This is a genomic window from Rhodomicrobium sp. R_RK_3 (assembly GCF_002198715.1).
Classification (GTDB): domain Bacteria; phylum Pseudomonadota; class Alphaproteobacteria; order Rhizobiales; family Rhodomicrobiaceae; genus R-RK-3.
Genome location: NZ_MWLK01000021.1, coordinates 42,440 through 56,660 on the forward strand (window position 1 = coordinate 42,440; position 14,221 = coordinate 56,660).

General features: G+C 63.8%; 17 protein-coding genes. 9 read left to right on the plus strand and 8 right to left on the minus strand.

Annotated features, from left to right (window positions below):
- Positions 1-93 precede the first annotated feature (93 nt).
- Positions 94-1,668, plus strand: coding sequence for a GNAT family N-acetyltransferase (locus tag BLEFHOIH_RS11110; RefSeq protein ID WP_245296970.1), 1,575 nt, complete (start codon positions 94-96; stop codon positions 1,666-1,668).
- Between the two features lie 174 nt (positions 1,669-1,842).
- On the opposite strand, the gene BLEFHOIH_RS11115 is transcribed toward BLEFHOIH_RS11110, so the two are convergent.
- The gene (locus tag BLEFHOIH_RS11115; protein WP_088345379.1) at positions 1,843-2,205 is read right to left on the minus strand and encodes a PRC-barrel domain-containing protein; all 363 of its coding nucleotides are present in this window, start codon (positions 2,203-2,205) and stop codon (positions 1,843-1,845) included.
- A gap of 160 nt (positions 2,206-2,365) precedes the next feature.
- Here BLEFHOIH_RS11115 and BLEFHOIH_RS11120 point away from each other — a divergent pair, with 160 nt between their 5' ends.
- Positions 2,366-2,584 (plus strand): DUF883 family protein, encoded by a 219-nt coding sequence (locus BLEFHOIH_RS11120; protein WP_088345381.1) that lies wholly within the window; start codon positions 2,366-2,368, stop codon positions 2,582-2,584.
- 57 nt (positions 2,585-2,641) lie between these two features.
- Here BLEFHOIH_RS11120 and BLEFHOIH_RS11125 read toward each other — a convergent pair whose 3' ends face one another.
- Positions 2,642-2,923 (minus strand): hypothetical protein, encoded by a 282-nt coding sequence (locus BLEFHOIH_RS11125; protein WP_088345383.1) that lies wholly within the window; start codon positions 2,921-2,923, stop codon positions 2,642-2,644.
- Positions 2,924-3,053: 130 nt separating this feature from the next.
- On the opposite strand from BLEFHOIH_RS11125, the gene BLEFHOIH_RS11130 reads away from it, so the two are divergent.
- Entirely contained in the window at positions 3,054-3,236 is a 183-nt protein-coding gene (locus BLEFHOIH_RS11130) for a DUF3008 family protein (RefSeq protein WP_088345385.1), read from the plus strand.
- 97 nt (positions 3,237-3,333) lie between these two features.
- On the opposite strand, the gene BLEFHOIH_RS11135 is transcribed toward BLEFHOIH_RS11130, so the two are convergent.
- The gene (locus BLEFHOIH_RS11135; protein WP_088345387.1) at positions 3,334-3,831 is read right to left on the minus strand and encodes a PRC-barrel domain-containing protein; all 498 of its coding nucleotides are present in this window, start codon (positions 3,829-3,831) and stop codon (positions 3,334-3,336) included.
- 349 nt (positions 3,832-4,180) lie between these two features.
- On the minus strand, positions 4,181-4,912 hold the full coding sequence (locus BLEFHOIH_RS11140) for a methyltransferase domain-containing protein (protein WP_088345390.1): 732 nt from the start codon (positions 4,910-4,912) through the stop codon (positions 4,181-4,183).
- Positions 4,913-5,143: 231 nt separating this feature from the next.
- On the opposite strand from BLEFHOIH_RS11140, the gene gloB reads away from it, so the two are divergent.
- Both gloB and BLEFHOIH_RS11150 read left to right on the plus strand, forming a co-directional pair.
- Complete coding sequence (gene gloB / locus BLEFHOIH_RS11145; RefSeq protein ID WP_088345392.1) at positions 5,144-5,914, plus strand: hydroxyacylglutathione hydrolase; 771 nt, start codon at positions 5,144-5,146, stop codon at positions 5,912-5,914.
- Between the two features lie 357 nt (positions 5,915-6,271).
- Complete coding sequence (locus BLEFHOIH_RS11150; RefSeq protein ID WP_088345394.1) at positions 6,272-8,014, plus strand: NYN domain-containing protein; 1,743 nt, start codon at positions 6,272-6,274, stop codon at positions 8,012-8,014.
- A 307-nt stretch (positions 8,015-8,321) separates the two neighbouring features.
- Here BLEFHOIH_RS11150 and BLEFHOIH_RS11155 read toward each other — a convergent pair whose 3' ends face one another.
- On the minus strand, positions 8,322-8,876 hold the full coding sequence (locus tag BLEFHOIH_RS11155; protein ID WP_088345396.1) for a hypothetical protein: 555 nt from the start codon (positions 8,874-8,876) through the stop codon (positions 8,322-8,324).
- Between the two features lie 274 nt (positions 8,877-9,150).
- On the opposite strand from BLEFHOIH_RS11155, the gene BLEFHOIH_RS11160 reads away from it, so the two are divergent.
- A complete protein-coding gene (locus tag BLEFHOIH_RS11160) occupies positions 9,151-9,645 on the plus strand; it encodes a UPF0262 family protein (protein ID WP_088345398.1) in 495 nt (164 codons plus the stop codon).
- A gap of 5 nt (positions 9,646-9,650) precedes the next feature.
- Positions 9,651-10,115: a low molecular weight phosphatase family protein gene (locus BLEFHOIH_RS11165; RefSeq protein ID WP_210191712.1), complete on the plus strand. Its 465-nt coding sequence runs from the start codon at positions 9,651-9,653 to the stop codon at positions 10,113-10,115.
- A gap of 37 nt (positions 10,116-10,152) precedes the next feature.
- Here the strand turns inward: BLEFHOIH_RS11165 and rnhA are convergent, their stop codons facing one another.
- Genes rnhA through ispH form a run of 3 tightly spaced genes read right to left on the minus strand, consistent with a single transcriptional unit; the run spans position 10,153 to position 12,587 of the window.
- Positions 10,153-10,620 carry a ribonuclease HI gene (gene rnhA / locus BLEFHOIH_RS11170; protein WP_088345400.1) on the minus strand — a complete coding sequence of 156 codons (468 nt, stop codon included), beginning with the start codon at positions 10,618-10,620 and terminating at the stop codon, positions 10,153-10,155.
- A gap of 2 nt (positions 10,621-10,622) precedes the next feature.
- Positions 10,623-11,582 carry a homoserine kinase gene (locus BLEFHOIH_RS11175; protein ID WP_088345402.1) on the minus strand — a complete coding sequence of 320 codons (960 nt, stop codon included), beginning with the start codon at positions 11,580-11,582 and terminating at the stop codon, positions 10,623-10,625.
- Positions 11,583-11,588: 6 nt separating this feature from the next.
- A complete protein-coding gene (gene ispH, locus BLEFHOIH_RS11180) occupies positions 11,589-12,587 on the minus strand; it encodes a 4-hydroxy-3-methylbut-2-enyl diphosphate reductase (RefSeq protein WP_088345404.1) in 999 nt (332 codons plus the stop codon).
- A 223-nt stretch (positions 12,588-12,810) separates the two neighbouring features.
- Here ispH and BLEFHOIH_RS11185 point away from each other — a divergent pair, with 223 nt between their 5' ends.
- On the plus strand, positions 12,811-13,488 hold the full coding sequence (locus BLEFHOIH_RS11185; RefSeq protein WP_125461663.1) for a hypothetical protein: 678 nt from the start codon (positions 12,811-12,813) through the stop codon (positions 13,486-13,488).
- A 387-nt stretch (positions 13,489-13,875) separates the two neighbouring features.
- Positions 13,876-14,217 (plus strand): hypothetical protein, encoded by a 342-nt coding sequence (locus BLEFHOIH_RS11190; RefSeq protein ID WP_088345408.1) that lies wholly within the window; start codon positions 13,876-13,878, stop codon positions 14,215-14,217.
- The last annotated feature ends 4 nt before the right edge of the window (positions 14,218-14,221 follow it).

Sequence of the window (14,221 nt, forward strand, 5' to 3'; positions counted from 1 at the left end):
AATGCTCTTAGGTAAGGTCTCGATGCTACCGCAAGCGCCAGGATTCGCGCCCGCGCGGCGCATGATCCCCAAAAACAAGCCAGGAAGACGCCAGTGCTGAACACGCCCGCCATCACGAAGGATAAGCTCGTCGTCCGCCTCGCGCGCCTCTCGGACGTGCCCGCCATCGCCCGCCTCAGCGAGCGCACCTTCGTTGCGCCGCCCTGGGACTATGAGCGCGCGGTGCGCAGCCAGATCAACAATTTCCCCGAAGGCCAGTTCGTCGCCGAGCGCGGCGGCGAGATCGTCGGCCATTGCGCCACCTTCATCATCGACGGCGATATCGCGCTCAAGCCGCATAGCTGGGACGAGATCACCGGCGACGGCATGGCCTCGCGCCACGATCCCAATGGCGATTACCTCTACGGCATGGGCGTGTGCGTCGACAGCCGTTTCCGGCGGCTGCGCATCGGCCAGCGCCTCTACAGCGCCCGCCGGCGGCTGTGCGAAGATTACAAGCTGAAAGGCATCGTCTTCGGAGGCCGGATGCCGGGCTACGCGCGCCGCCGGGCGGAATATCCGACGCCCGAGGGCTATCTGGAGGCGGTGAAGGAGGGGCGGGTGCGCGACAGCGCCATACAGTTCCACCTCGCCGATGATTTCGAGACGATGGGCATCATCCGCAATTATGACGTCAGCGACCAGGAATCGCGCGGCTTTGCGGTGCATATGCTCTGGCGCAATCCGCTCGCCGACCAGACCCCCAGGGGCAAGGGCGAGACGCTGCACATGTCGACCCAGGACAATGTCCGCGTCGTCACGGTGCAGTTCCAGATGCGCGGCATCAGCGCCAAGGAGCAATTCGCCCAGCAGGTGGAATATTTCGTCGACGTCGCGTCCGATTACCGCGCCGATTTCGTAGTCTTCCCGGAACTGTTCACGCTGGAACTGCTGTCGCTGGAGGAAAAGGCGCTGTCGGCGAGCGAGTCGATCGAGCGGCTGTCGAGCTACACGGCCTGGTTCAAGGAGTTCTGCAGCAACCTGTCGGTCAGCTACAACATCAACATCATCGCCGGCTCGCATCCGACCAAGGACGATGCGGGCGAAATGAAGAATGTCTGCTTCGTCTTCCTGCGCGACGGCTCGATCCACGCGCAGGAGAAGATCCACCCGACGCCGAACGAGGCCTACTGGTGGAACCTGAAGGGTGGCAATACGCTGAATGCCATCAACACCGATTGCGGGCCCATCGGCGTGCTGATCTGCTACGACGCGGAGTTCCCGGAACTGGCCCGGCATCTGGTCGACCAGGGGGCGATGATCCTGTTCGTGCCGTTCTGCACCGACGAGCAGCGTGGCTATCTGCGCGTGCGCTATTGCGGACATGCCCGCGCCATCGAGAACCAGTGCTACGTCGTGTTATCGGGCGTGGTCGGCAATCTGCCCAATGTCGAGAACATGGACATCCACTACGCCCAGAGCTGCATCATCACGCCGTGCGACTTCGCCTTTGCGCGCGACGGCGTGGCGGCCGATACGGGTGCCAATACCGAGACCATCGCGCTCGCCGATCTGCGCCTGGGCGATCTGCGAGTCGCCCGCGCCTCGGGCACGGTGCGCAACCTGAAGGATCGCCGCTTCGACCTCTACCGCGTCGCCTGGGGCCGCCGCGCCGCGACGAAGGTGTAGGGCGGGATCATTTAGACCTTAGGCGCAATGCACCCGATTCTTGTCATTCCCGCGAAGGCGGGAACGACACCACAAGAGATGGCGGCGACCAACCGCATCAAAACCAATCCTCTTCAGGCCGCAAAAAAGGGGCTCTTCCGAGCCCCTTTTCCGCAGTCCTCAGGCGCACGAATCTCAGGCCCAGTAAGGCTGGGTCTTGTAATGGCGGTGTACGCCTTCTTCCCAATTGCGGTCCATCCAGCTATCGTCGCTGAAGGTGGGAGCGTCGCGGAGTTGGGCTTCGGTGATGCCGGTGATGAAGCCGTCCAGCGTGGTGTCGTATTTCAACGCTTGCCACGGAACCGGATAATGGCTGTGCCCGAAACCGAGAAAGCCGCCGAAGCTGATGACCGCGTAAGTCACCTTGCCCGATACCTTGTCGATCATCAGATGGTCGATTTCACCGATTTCCTCCCGGTTGGGACTGAAAACCTTGGTGCCCTCGACATCTTCACTCGAGATCAACTGGTGATTGGGGTGGACGGTTGCTTGTGCCATGGTGCTGTTTCCCGTGTTGTTGTGTTCTGGGAGTTCAACGCAAGGCTTGCCGCGCAAGTTCCTCTGTCGGGCGGCCGCCAACCACTTTCCATGGGCCGGAACTCGCAAGGTGACGGCGCGTTACGTCAAGGCAATTACACCCTCAGACAGGAGATGGAGAATGAAGCGCGAAGACAATCTCTCCCAGACCGCCGCATACAAGGCCCAGGCGGCCGCCAACAACGCGCATGACAAGGCCGAGGACGCCGCGGGTTCCGTCCGCGAGGTCGCCCACAATTTCGGCAATGCGCTGGACGATTCGCTGGCCAAGCAGCCGATGACCACGCTGGCCCTCGCGATCGGCGTCGGGTTTATCCTCGGCGCGCTCTGGAAGGCATAAAAAAATAACGAGGCAAAGAAAAAGCCCGCCGGGAGGCGGGCCTTTTTTATGCTTGACCTACTGATTGGTCGGCGGCGAGGCCGGCTGGGCCGGGGTCACCGGTTGGACGCCTTCGGGCGCCTGCGCCGGGGCCGATTGCTCGGTGGTGCTGCGCTGCGTGCTCGGCGGCACCTCGTCCGTGTTGGACAGCAGCATTCCGCCGATGATAAGGGCGAGCAGAATGGACGCGCCTAGGATCCAAACCGTCGCGCGCGGGGCGCCCGCCTGCTTGGTCTGGGTTTCCGTCCGCACAGGGCCTGTGCTGTGGTCGACATAGGGTGGGGCTTCGTCGCGATTCATGAAACGCCTCCTTGCGCTTTGATTCGTGGAAGTAACCCTTGCCGCTTCCGTCCGGTTCCACCGCACGGAACCGGCGCGCCAGACTGTTGGTTGCCTCGTTCTCACCCATGCCAGCAAAGGAGACGAGAAAATGCCCGCAAAGAGCAAAGCGCAGCAGCAGGCCGCCGGGGCGGCGCTTTCGGCCAAGCGCGGCGAGACGCCGAAATCGAAGCTGAAAGGCGCCTCCAAGCAGATGGAAGCCTCGATGAGCGAGACACAGCTTGAGGAATTCGCCGAGACCAAGCGCAAGGGTCTGCCGAACAAGAAATCCTGAGCGTCTGCGCGCCGGTGCCGGGGCGGTGCGGCGCTGACAAAGAAAAAGCCCGGCCGCGCGCTGGCGGACCGGGCTCGGTAGCGGATGAGACTCAGTTTTACTGAGTCTTTACCGGCTGGCTGACGGCCTTGGCATCGGCATAGACGAAGCTCGGAGCGGCCTGCAAGGCATCCTTAGTCGTGTCGAGACGGGCGACGCGAATATTGGAATTGTCCTGCGTGAAGGTCAGGGCGGCGAACGGGACGCCGATATTCTTCTCGCCGAGGCCCAGGAAGCCGCCGACGCCGATGATGGCGACAGCCGGTTGGCCGGAGCCGTCGACCACGATATCGCTGATGTCGCCGAGCGCTTCGCCCGCCGCGTTGCGAACGTCGGTGCCGGTCAATTCGCTCACCAGCATCTGGTTGGCGCCGACGCCGGTCGCAAATTGAATTGCTTCCGTCGTGGTCTTGGTCGTGGTGGTCGTCGTCGCTTTCGGCGTCTGCGTCACGGCCGGGGGGGTGGCCGGATCGGTGGCCGGGCGGTCCTGCGCAATCACGCCGGTGGCCAGCAGAGCCGCCGTGGCGGCGCTAATGGTCAGAAGCTTGAGTTTCATTGGATCTTCCTCTCCGTTACTAATCGATAAAGCGCGAGTGCGGCAGTTTGCGAGTGCCGCCTCCCTCGCTGGACCCTATCGCCAAACAACGCAGCGGAATCTTCTGAGTTCCCAGCCGGCGAACTCTAAAAGCTGCATGGAACTTGTGGCCGGGCGGCGAGTTAACTGCCCGGAAACCGTTTCTAAGGAAATCAGGAGTTCACAATATGCGCGGAGTTCTGCTTTGGTTGGTTGGTATTCCGATACCAATTATCATCCTGCTTTATCTCTTCGGAGTGATGTAGGACGCGCAAAAATCCGCCGGTCATCTTGGTCGGCGGATTTTTGTTATGCGGCACCGAAGCAGATTTCAGCCCGGGACCACCTCGCCATGCGGCACGCGGGCCGGTACGGCCTGGCGCTTGGCTTTGGCGGGCTTGGCGATCGGCGCATAGATCTGCTTCTGCGCCTCGACGATCATGACGCCGGAAAAGGCCGGCCACGCATAACTGCCGATGCGCTCCCAGGCGACCGCGGTATTCAGGACGATCGGCCGGTTGACCGGCGGCATGAACAGGCTGGGCCACCAGCCGGTCGCGCTATAGAGGCAATCGGCGAGAAGCCGTTCGAGTTGCCCTCGGCTGAAGGGATGACCATAACCGAACGGCGTCGAGTCGATCCGGGCCCATAGGCCGCGCCGGTTCGGCACCACCAGCAGCAGGCGCCCTTCCGGCGCCAGCACCCGCCAGATTTCCCGCAGCAGCGGCCGGGCCGAGCCCGAATGCTCCAGGCAATGCACCGCGAGTACCCGATCGACAGAGGCGTCGGCGAGCGGCAATTCCGTCTCATTGGCGAGAAAGCTGCAGACAGGCCCCTCTTCCGGCCAGCGCACCGCACCCTGTTCTTCGGGCATGGCGAGCAGGAGACGGCGCGCCTCATTGCGGAAGGGCCGCATGAAGGGCGCCGCATAGCCGATGCCGAGCACGGCGTCGGCGCAGACATTGGGCCAGACGCTGCGGATCCGGTGGGCCAGCAGCCGGCGCGCCACCGCGCCCAGGGGGCCGCGGTAGAATTCGCTCAGCTCGCTGACATCGGGCCGCATTGCCTCACCACCTCACCAAAGATCACGATCGCTTGACCCCTCGCCGATCCTGACCGGGAATCCCGCCGCTGTCTCGCGGCGACAGGAACCCCCTCCGCATCCGTGCCTTGACGGGGACGAGCCTTTTCCCGATCTTGCCTTCCATCCGACAGACGCAGTACCGGCTCGCGTTTTATGATAGCAAATGCGCCCCTGGGTCAAACAGGCGCCCGATGCAAAGGAGACGATGCGATGGCCGAGTTGACGATTGTCCAATTTCCCTGCCGAAGCGACAATTTCGGCGTGATTATCCACGATTCCGAAACCAGGATGACCGCCGCGATCGACGCGCCGGAAGCGGAACCCATCCGGCAGGTTCTGAAAGAGCGCGGCTGGAAACTGACCCATATCTTAACCACGCATTATCACCCCGACCATATCGAGGGGAACGAGGCGCTGAAGGCCGAGACGGGCTGCGTCATCATCGGGCCGGAGAAGGAAGCCGGGGGCGTTCCTGGCATCGATCGCACGGTCAAGGAAGGCTCGACCTTCGATCTCGGCGGCCACAACGTGACCGTGTTCGAGACGCCCGGCCACACGCTGGGTCATGTGACCTATTGGCTTCCTGACGATAATGTCACCTTTGTGGGCGATACGTTGTTCTCCCTAGGCTGCGGCCGTCTTCTTGAAGGAGATGGGGAGATGATGTGGAAATCTGTGCAAAAGATCATGGCTCTGCCCAAGGAAACCCTCATCTATTGCGGCCATGAATATAGCGAATCGAACGCGCGATTCGCGCTCAGCGTCGAGCCGAACAATGCCTCTCTTCAGCAAAGAGCCAAGGAGATACAGGCGCTTAGGGCGGATGGGCAGGCAACGTTACCTGTGACGCTGGCGGCCGAGCTGGCGCAAAACCCCTTCCTGCGCCCCGACAGTCCGGAGATTCAGGAGAGGCTGGGAATGGTCGGCCACCCGCTCGCCACAATTTTTTCGGAAATTAGACGGCTCAAAGATCGCTTCTAAAGTCGGCATTTGAGACCCGGGTTTGTGCGGAATTCGGGGTTGTCCACGATGGCCAGGGCGTGCGGCCGCAGGCCAATTGTGGATAAGGCAGACAGCGCCTGACTATGCTTGCGGTGAAGAACCGATTGACGTTTAGTTGGAATGAAAGGGCACGAGCGATTCGTCCGGTCGGCGGAAGCTGAATTAGGGCGGAAAAATAATAAGATAAAGGAACGAAGGCGCACCACGTAGGTTAAGTGATGGCGGGGAAAGTCTCACTTGGCAAAGAGGGCAGAAGCGGGTGCGTCCTTCCGTGTAAATAAAATTGCCGGGGTGCCGTTTGTTTGACGGAACCCGGTATACAGCGGGGTGTACGCAATGCTTCCGGGGAACGCGGGTGTTTGTTTATCCGCGATATTCATTGACTTTGACAATATTTACTTGTCGCTCAAGGGCCGGGACGAAGAAGCGGCGTCACGCTTCGCCAGGAATCCGTCCTATTGGTTACAACAAGTCGTGTCGGGTGCGCTGGTGCGCACCGATGCACCGTCTCCGCCGGTTCGCCGGCGGATCGCGGTCGGCCGATGCTATGGCAATCCGGTGCCGCGCCGCACGGGGCGCGACGGCGTCGGCGATCCCAGCTCCTTCGCCTATGTCCGGCACAGCTTCATGCGCGCCGGCCTCGAAGTGGTGGACTGCCCGCATCTCACCTCGCAGTTCAAGAACAGCTCGGATATCCGCATCGCCTGCGATGTGCGCGACTATCTCGACCATCCGACGCGCTTCGACGAATTCATCATCCTCTCGGGCGACGCCGATTTCACGCCCGTGCTGCTGAGCCTGCGCTCGCATAACCGGCAGACCATCATCTACGCCAACGACTATACTTCGCCTTACTACAAGGCGTTCTCGGATGGGCGCATCCGCGAGGAAGATCTCATCCGCTGCCTGATGCAGCCCGATGCGGCGCTGCCGGACGACCACTCCAACCTGCCGCAGCTCGAGCAGCCGCCGAGTTCGCCACGCTCCCGCGCCGCGCCAGCCGCTTTGCCGCCGCGCCAGGCCGCCATGGCCGTCACCGATGCCAGCCCGAAGCGCAAGGCCATCGGCACCCCCGAGGCCGCCATCCAGTCGCTGATCGACGATTTCAAGGTGATCGGCGACGAGATTCTCGGGCTGGTGCTCGAAGTCGTCGACTCGTCGGAAAAGCCGGTTCCGCTGGCCTATCTGGCCGACCGCGCGCAGAAGACGCTCGGCCATCCCAAGACCATCGGCACCAATTGGGCCGGTTCAGGCGGCTTCCTGAATTTCCTGACGCAGAACCTTCCCGAGCATCTGCGCCTGACGGAGAAGCCGCCGCATTTCGTCTACAACCCGGAGCGGCACCGCCTGCGCGAGGATGTGCGCGCCGTCGTCGACGAGCCGTTGCAGCAGCAACAGCAACCCGCGCCGGCACCCGTCGCAACCGCTTCGCTGGTGCAGGCGACGCCCTTGCGCCCGCGCGAGGCGCAGGGCGGCAGTAATGGCCGGCTCGCCGAATTGCAGCGCTCGATCACGCGGATTTACGAGGCCTGTCAGGCGCCGCCGCTGCCGCCGAGCGAATATCAGCTGCTGTTCACGCTCATCGCCGCCGAGGTGCGCGAAAAGGGCTTTGCCCCGGACCGCTCCGCCGACGCCGTGGTAACGCGCGCGGCGGCCGCGGGCCTGAAACTGTCGCTGAAGGATGTCGGCTTCGTCATCAACGCCGTCGACGAGATCGACCCCTGGCTGGAGCACACCCGCTCACCGGCTGCGGTCGCCCGGGCCTATCGCGATTATGTGCTGGCCCGCTGCGCCCAGGTCGGCGTCGATCTGACCGACGACGAATATCAGCTCATCCAGGTCTGGTTCGGCGCCAGCCAATGGGCCAGCGCCGGCGGCGACCAGCGCGCCGAGGCGCCCGCCGCGCCGCAGCAGGAGCAGAACCGCCGCTACGGCCAGCCCGATCTCGGCTTGCCTTCGCCGACGACCCATGGCGGCATCCCGCTGCCCGGCGATTTCGGCATGCCCGAAAGCGAGCGCCAGAACGAGCCGCCCGCCCAGTCCGGAAACCTGCGCTACAGCTTTCTGAAGCACGGCTAGAGGGGGCGATCGCCGGGTGGCTACTTCGCTTCCGGCTGACGCAACATATCGCAGACGACACGGCCCCGGAGCGCAGTCTGCGTTCCGGGGTTTTGTATGTGTGGCGATGTCTGTCTGAGTGCTGTTGTCGTTGAGCGGCGGATCCCGCGTCTCCTCCCCGTCGTCCCGGGCGGCCGTCAGGCCGGACCGGGACCCACTAGCCGCTCCGCCGGCACGGCGCTGGCGGAGAGATGGGTGGGCCCCGGCTCTTACGGCCGGGGCGACCGCATATGTCGTGGGTGTTCGGGCAAGTCGCGACCGCCCGCCCTCAAGCCACGTTCAGCGCATCCCGCGTCAACTCCAGCGGCGCGTGCACTTCCAGCCCGTGCATCACCTCATGGCCGAGCTTGACGCCGCGCTCGACCGTTCGCCACAGCTCCTCGATCACCTGCGCCCGGCCCTCGTCCGAAATCCGCTCGTAGGACAGCCTGTCGAAGCCGCTGATCAGCGCCACCAGCCGCCCGATCTGGCAATAGAAGGCGACGACCTTCAGGATCACCGGACGCGGCAACTCGGCCAGCTCGTTCAGATGGCTCTCATAGACGATGCGGTGGCAGGCGCTGGTGATATGCGGGCGCAGCGCCGCGTTGCTGCGCACGGCCTGCTTGGCCCGCTCCAGAGGCGGCGACAGCGCGATGAATTCCTCGAGGTCCTGGGTGTTGGCCTTGATCTCGGCATAGAGCGCGCAGATCAGCCGCTCGGCCTTGCGCGCCTCGTCGCGGCGGCGATAGAGCGCCGCGAGCACGTTCTTGACGAAATAGGCCGCGAAAACAGCCGCCGCCAGCAGCGCCGCCAAACCGGCGCTCTCATAGAAAAACTCCATGCGTGTCCCCCATCTGCTTGTGACCCTCTCTTAGTGCGAATCCGAGAGGTTTGGGAAGGCGGGCGGGAGCCGGAGGGCAATCGCCGCAGGCGTTGTTGCCCGGACACATCACCGGCGTTTTCATCGGCGCCGCGGCGGTCGCAACCGCACCCGGCGCGCGCATCGCAAAACCGCCCGCGCATCCTGCTTAAGTAGGGCTTCCGCGCCGCCGATCTGCTATAGAACGCGGCAGGAGCGGCGGTCCAGGCCGCACGGCGTTTCGGGAAACGGCGGCATGAATTCGAACAGCGACAGCCAGGATCTGACCAGCCGCATCATCGAGATCAAGCTCGATGAAACCTCCATCGGCCGCAATACGGCGGAGGTCGAGCATGAGCGCCAGATCGCCATTTTCGACATTCTCGACGCCAACCGCTTCGGCCTCGACGACGGCACGCCCGGCCCCTACCGGCTGCGCATCGCCATCGTCGAGAAGCGGCTCGCCATCGAGATTTCCAGCGACGACCGGCAGGTGCTGACCACCTTCGTGCTTTCGCTCTCGCCCTTCAGCCGGCTGATCAAGGACTATTTCATGGTCTGCGAGAGCTATTACGAGGCGATCAAAACGGCGCCGCCCAGCCGCATCGAGGCCGTCGACATGGGCCGCCGCGCGCTGCATGACGAGGGCAGCCGCATTCTTACCGACCGGCTGAAAGGCAAGATCACCACCGATTTCGACACCGCCCGGCGGCTGTTCACCCTGATCTGCGCGTTGCATTGGAAGGGGTAGCCCAGTTGAGTGCGACGCCTCCCCAGGCAGACCGACCCAAAGCCGTGCTGTTCGCCTGCAACATGAACTCGGTGCGCTCGCCGATGGCGGAGGCGATTTTGCGATTTCTGGCGGGCCGCCAGATCTACGTGGAGTCGGCCGGCGTGCGCGCGGGCGAGGCCGATCCCTTCGCGGCGGCGGTGATGGAGGAGATCGGCATCGATCTGTCCGCGCACGCGCCGCAAGCGCTTTCGGATCTCTATGACAGTTCCTTCGACCTCGTCATCAGCCTGGCGCCGGAAGCCCACCACCAGGCGCTTGAGATGACCCGCACCCAGGCCATCGACGCCGAATATTGGCCGACTATCGATCCCACCGCCGCCATGGGCAGCCGCGAGCAGATCCTCGACGCCTACCGGGAGGTGCGGGACGGGCTGTTCCGGAGGATCAAGGCACGGTTCCCGCTGGAAGGCCGCGCGGCCGATGTGTGACGGGGGTCCGACGGCGGAGGGCGAATGATTCGCCCCGCTAACCGCGACCGTTCTTCTTGAACGGCGCGAGCCCTTCGCGGGCCAGCTCGTCGGCGCGCTCGTTCTCCGGCTCGCCGGCATGGCCCTTGACCCAGCGCCAGTCGATCTTGTGGCGCATCCTGGCCTCGTCGAGCAGCTTCCAGAGGTCGGCGTTCTTCACCGGCTCCTTGCTGGCCGTCTTCCAGCCATTGGCCTTCCATTTGTTGATCCACTCGGTGATGCCCTTGCGGACATATTGCGAGTCCGTGTGCAGCTCCGCCCGGCAGGAGCGCTTCAGCGCCGTCAGCGCCTCGGTCGCCGCGCGCAGCTCCATGCGGTTGTTGGTGGTCATCGGCTCGCCGCCGCTGATCTCGCGGCGCTTGTCGCCGTAGATCAGCACCGCGCCCCAGCCGCCGGGGCCCGGATTGCCCGAGCAGGCGCCGTCGCTATAGATGATGACAGGCTTGTCGTCTTCGGCCTTGTCCATGCTCACAGCCCGTAATCATTGGCGGATGCGACTTGCTGATGGAAGCGCAGCTTGCGGCGGTATTCCAAGGGGTCCTTGGGCCTGACAAGCGCGTTCTCAGCGGTGTGGAACCAGTCATAGAGGCGCGTCAGCAGGAAGCGCAGCGCCGCCCCGCGCGCCAGCACCGGCAGCGCCTCGATTTCGGCCGCGCTCAAGGGGCGACGCTCGCCATAGCCGCGCAGCAGCGCCCGCGCCTTGGTGACGTTGATGGCATTCGGCTGCTCGAAGCACCAGGCGTTGAGGCAGATGACGAGGTCATAGGCATAGAGGTCGTTGCAGGCGAAATAGAAGTCGATCAACCCGGAAATCTTTTCGTCGAGGAAGAAGACATTGTCCGGGAACAGGTCGGCATGGATGACGCCGGAGGGCAGGTCGGACGGCCAATGGTCCTGCAGAAAGGCGAATTCGCGCGCGATCTCCTCGGCAAGGCCGGGCGCCAGATCGTCGGCGCGGGCGGCGGTCGCCTCGACCAGCTTGCGCCAGCCGGCGAGCGACAGCGCATTCTCCCGCGTTAAGCCGAAGCTGGCGCCCGCCAGATGAAACCCGGCGAGCGACTCGCCGAGCTGGGCGCAATGCTCGGCGCGCGGCCGGCGCACCGAATAGCCCGGCAGGAAACTGATCAGCGCGGCGGGACGCCCGGCGATCTGCTGCAGCGTCTGCCCGGAGCGGTCGCGGATGGGGGTCGGGCAGGGGATCGATTGGCCCGCCATATGCTCCATCAGCCCGATGAAGAAGGGCAGGTCGGAGGCGCTGACCCGCTTCTCGTAGAGCGTGAGCAGATACGGGCCCCGGCTGGTGGTGATGAGGAAATTGCTGTTCTCGACGCCTTCGGCGATGCCCTTGACGGAGACCAGCGTTCCGACATCGTAGCGCGCAAGGAACTCCGTCAGCTCGTCATCGGACACTTCGGTATAGACCGCCATCGCGCCTCAGGCCGCGCTTTCCTGCAGCGCCCTCGGAAGCTTGAAGGTGACGTTTTCGGTGGCGGTGGTGATCGTCTCGACGGTCACGTCGTAAACCTCGCGGAAGGCGGTAATGATCTCTTGGATCAGGTGCTCGGGCGCCGACGCGCCAGCGGTGAGGCCGAGACTGCGCAGATTCGAGAAGCGCTCCCAAGCGATCTCGCGCGCGCTTTGCACAAGCATGGCGTTCAGGCAGCCTGCCTTCTGCGCCACTTCGACGAGGCGGACCGAATTGGAGCTGTTCGGCGCGCCGACCACCAGGATCGCATCGACGCGCGGCGCGATGGCCTTGACCGCCTCCTGCCGGTTCGAGGTGGCGTAGCAGATGTCATTCTTGCGCGGCTCGGTGATGGTGGGGAAGCGCGCCTTCAGCACGGCGACGATCTCGCGGGTGTCGTCGACCGACAGCGTCGTCTGCGTGACATAGGCGAGCTTGTCGGCATCGGCGGGGACGAAGGTCTCGGCGTCGGCGACGCTCTCGATCAGCCGCACGGCGCCCTCGGGAAGCTGGCCCATGGTGCCGACCACCTCGGGGTGTCCGGCATGGCCGATCAGCAGGATTTCGAGGCCGCGCCCGAATAGCTGGTCGACCTGGACATGCACCTTCGAGACCAGCGGGCAGGTGGCGTCGAGATGGAACATGTTGCGGCGCGCGGCCGCCTCGGGCACGGATTTGGCGACGCCATGAGCGGAAAACACCACCGGCGCTCCATTGTCGGGGATCTCTTCCAGCTCCTCGACGAAGACGGCGCCCTTGGCCCGCAAATCGTCCACCACCGTCCGGTTGTGGACGATTTCATGCCTGACATAGACAGGCGCGCCAAATCGCTCCAAAGCCAGTTCGACGATCTGGATGGCCCGGTCGACACCGGCGCAAAACCCGCGCGGGGCCGCCAGGAGAATCGTCAGCGGCGGCTTTTTCGCGGAGCCATCATCCGGCGTCGCCTGGGCTTCGATCGCTGTCATCTGAGCGGGCCTTTGTTACGATTTGGGGGCTATGCACAATTGTCATCGTCATATAAGGCCAATAGGGGGCCTTATCGATCCGGGTCAGACTCGAATTGTCCATCACGCAAGCGGTTCTAGCAAGAACGGCGGGGGAAGAACAACATCGACGTCACACAGTGTCCGCAATCCGGCTTTACGGGTAGTGTGCGGGACGGTGGCACGTTCAGCCTTGGGGGAAGAAGTGAGCGCTAAGCTTTTCGGGACCTTCGGTCATCAGGCGTTGCGCGCGGGCGCGCTTGCGGCGCTTTGCGGCATTCTCGGGGGCTGCGGCGTCTCGACGCTGACATCGCCGTTCAAGAACGGCCTGTTCGGGGGCAGCCAGGAAACCACCGCCAGCACCGCTGCTCCGGCTCCCGCCGCCGAACCGGGCGTCAGCCAGGCCAATCTGCTGGGCCAGGCGCAGGCCGGACAATCGGGCGGCGGCGAGGTGACGGCCGCCAATATCGGCTGTCCCAGCTTCGACGTTTCCATCGGCGCCCGCAGCATCACCTTCAATGCGCCCGGCACATCCGGCGACAGCCTGTCCGTGATGCATCGCGGCGAGATCACCAATACCGCCCGCGAATGCAGCCCGTCGACCTCCGGGCTCGCGGTGAAGGTCGGCTTCTCCGGCCGTGTGCTGCTCGGGCCGCGGGGCAAGTCCGGCACGCTGACCTTGCCGGCGCAGGTGACCGTCGTCGACGGCTCCAAGAGCACGCTGAAGACGGAAAAGATCCGCGTCGTGGTCAATGTCCCGGCGGGCGAAACGGCGGGCTATTTCTCAGAAGTGCGCGAGATGGTGCTTCCGATCCCCGTCAGCAGCTCGCCGAAGAGCTACCGCATGTGGGTCGGCTTCGACCAGAGCGCGGCTGGCAAATAGCCGCCCAAATTACATGCAATAAAATGAATGTATAAAGCGCTCGACTGCCGCATTGCTTCGCGCTGGCCGAAGTGAAGGCCAACGCGGGGCGCAGCTTTAGGCGCAATATCGGGCAGGCGGCCACGATTTCCATTTGCGGTTAATTTAGCGCCCGTGCCGCTGCAAGCCATGCGAAGTAAAAAAGTGCTATTCCCAGCAGAATAGGCCGCGCGTTTTGGCGCATTGCAACTGAGACGATTTCAGGGCAAATTCTAGCGCTTCACGAATAATGGTGGAGCGCCGCTGATGAATATGCTGCCAATATTTGCGTCTAGCGACGTTGCGCGGCCGATATCGAGACAATCGCTTTTCGTCTATTTCTCTGCGCTGATAATGGCTTGCATAGCCTTGGCTTTCCCCGCACTTGCCGAATTCAGACTGGAGCGCGGCGTTCGCTCGGTGCAGCTCGCCCAGCATCAGGAAGGTGTCAAGGCCGTCTACTATGTCATGCTGGAATGGCGGTTCAAGACGGGGGAGCTCGATACGATGGCGCAGCGCATCAAGCAGGCGGCACCGAAAACCAAACAGATCCTGGTCCTCTATTTTCTGCGCGGCATGCGGCCCGAACTCGGCGCCTGGGCCAAGAGCACCTATAACCCGGCCTTCTCCAGCTTCGAGGTGGAGATCAACGAGGCCGCCACCGTGGACAACCCGCCCGATAGCGATCTGCGGGCCAATGCCGGGCAATAATCCC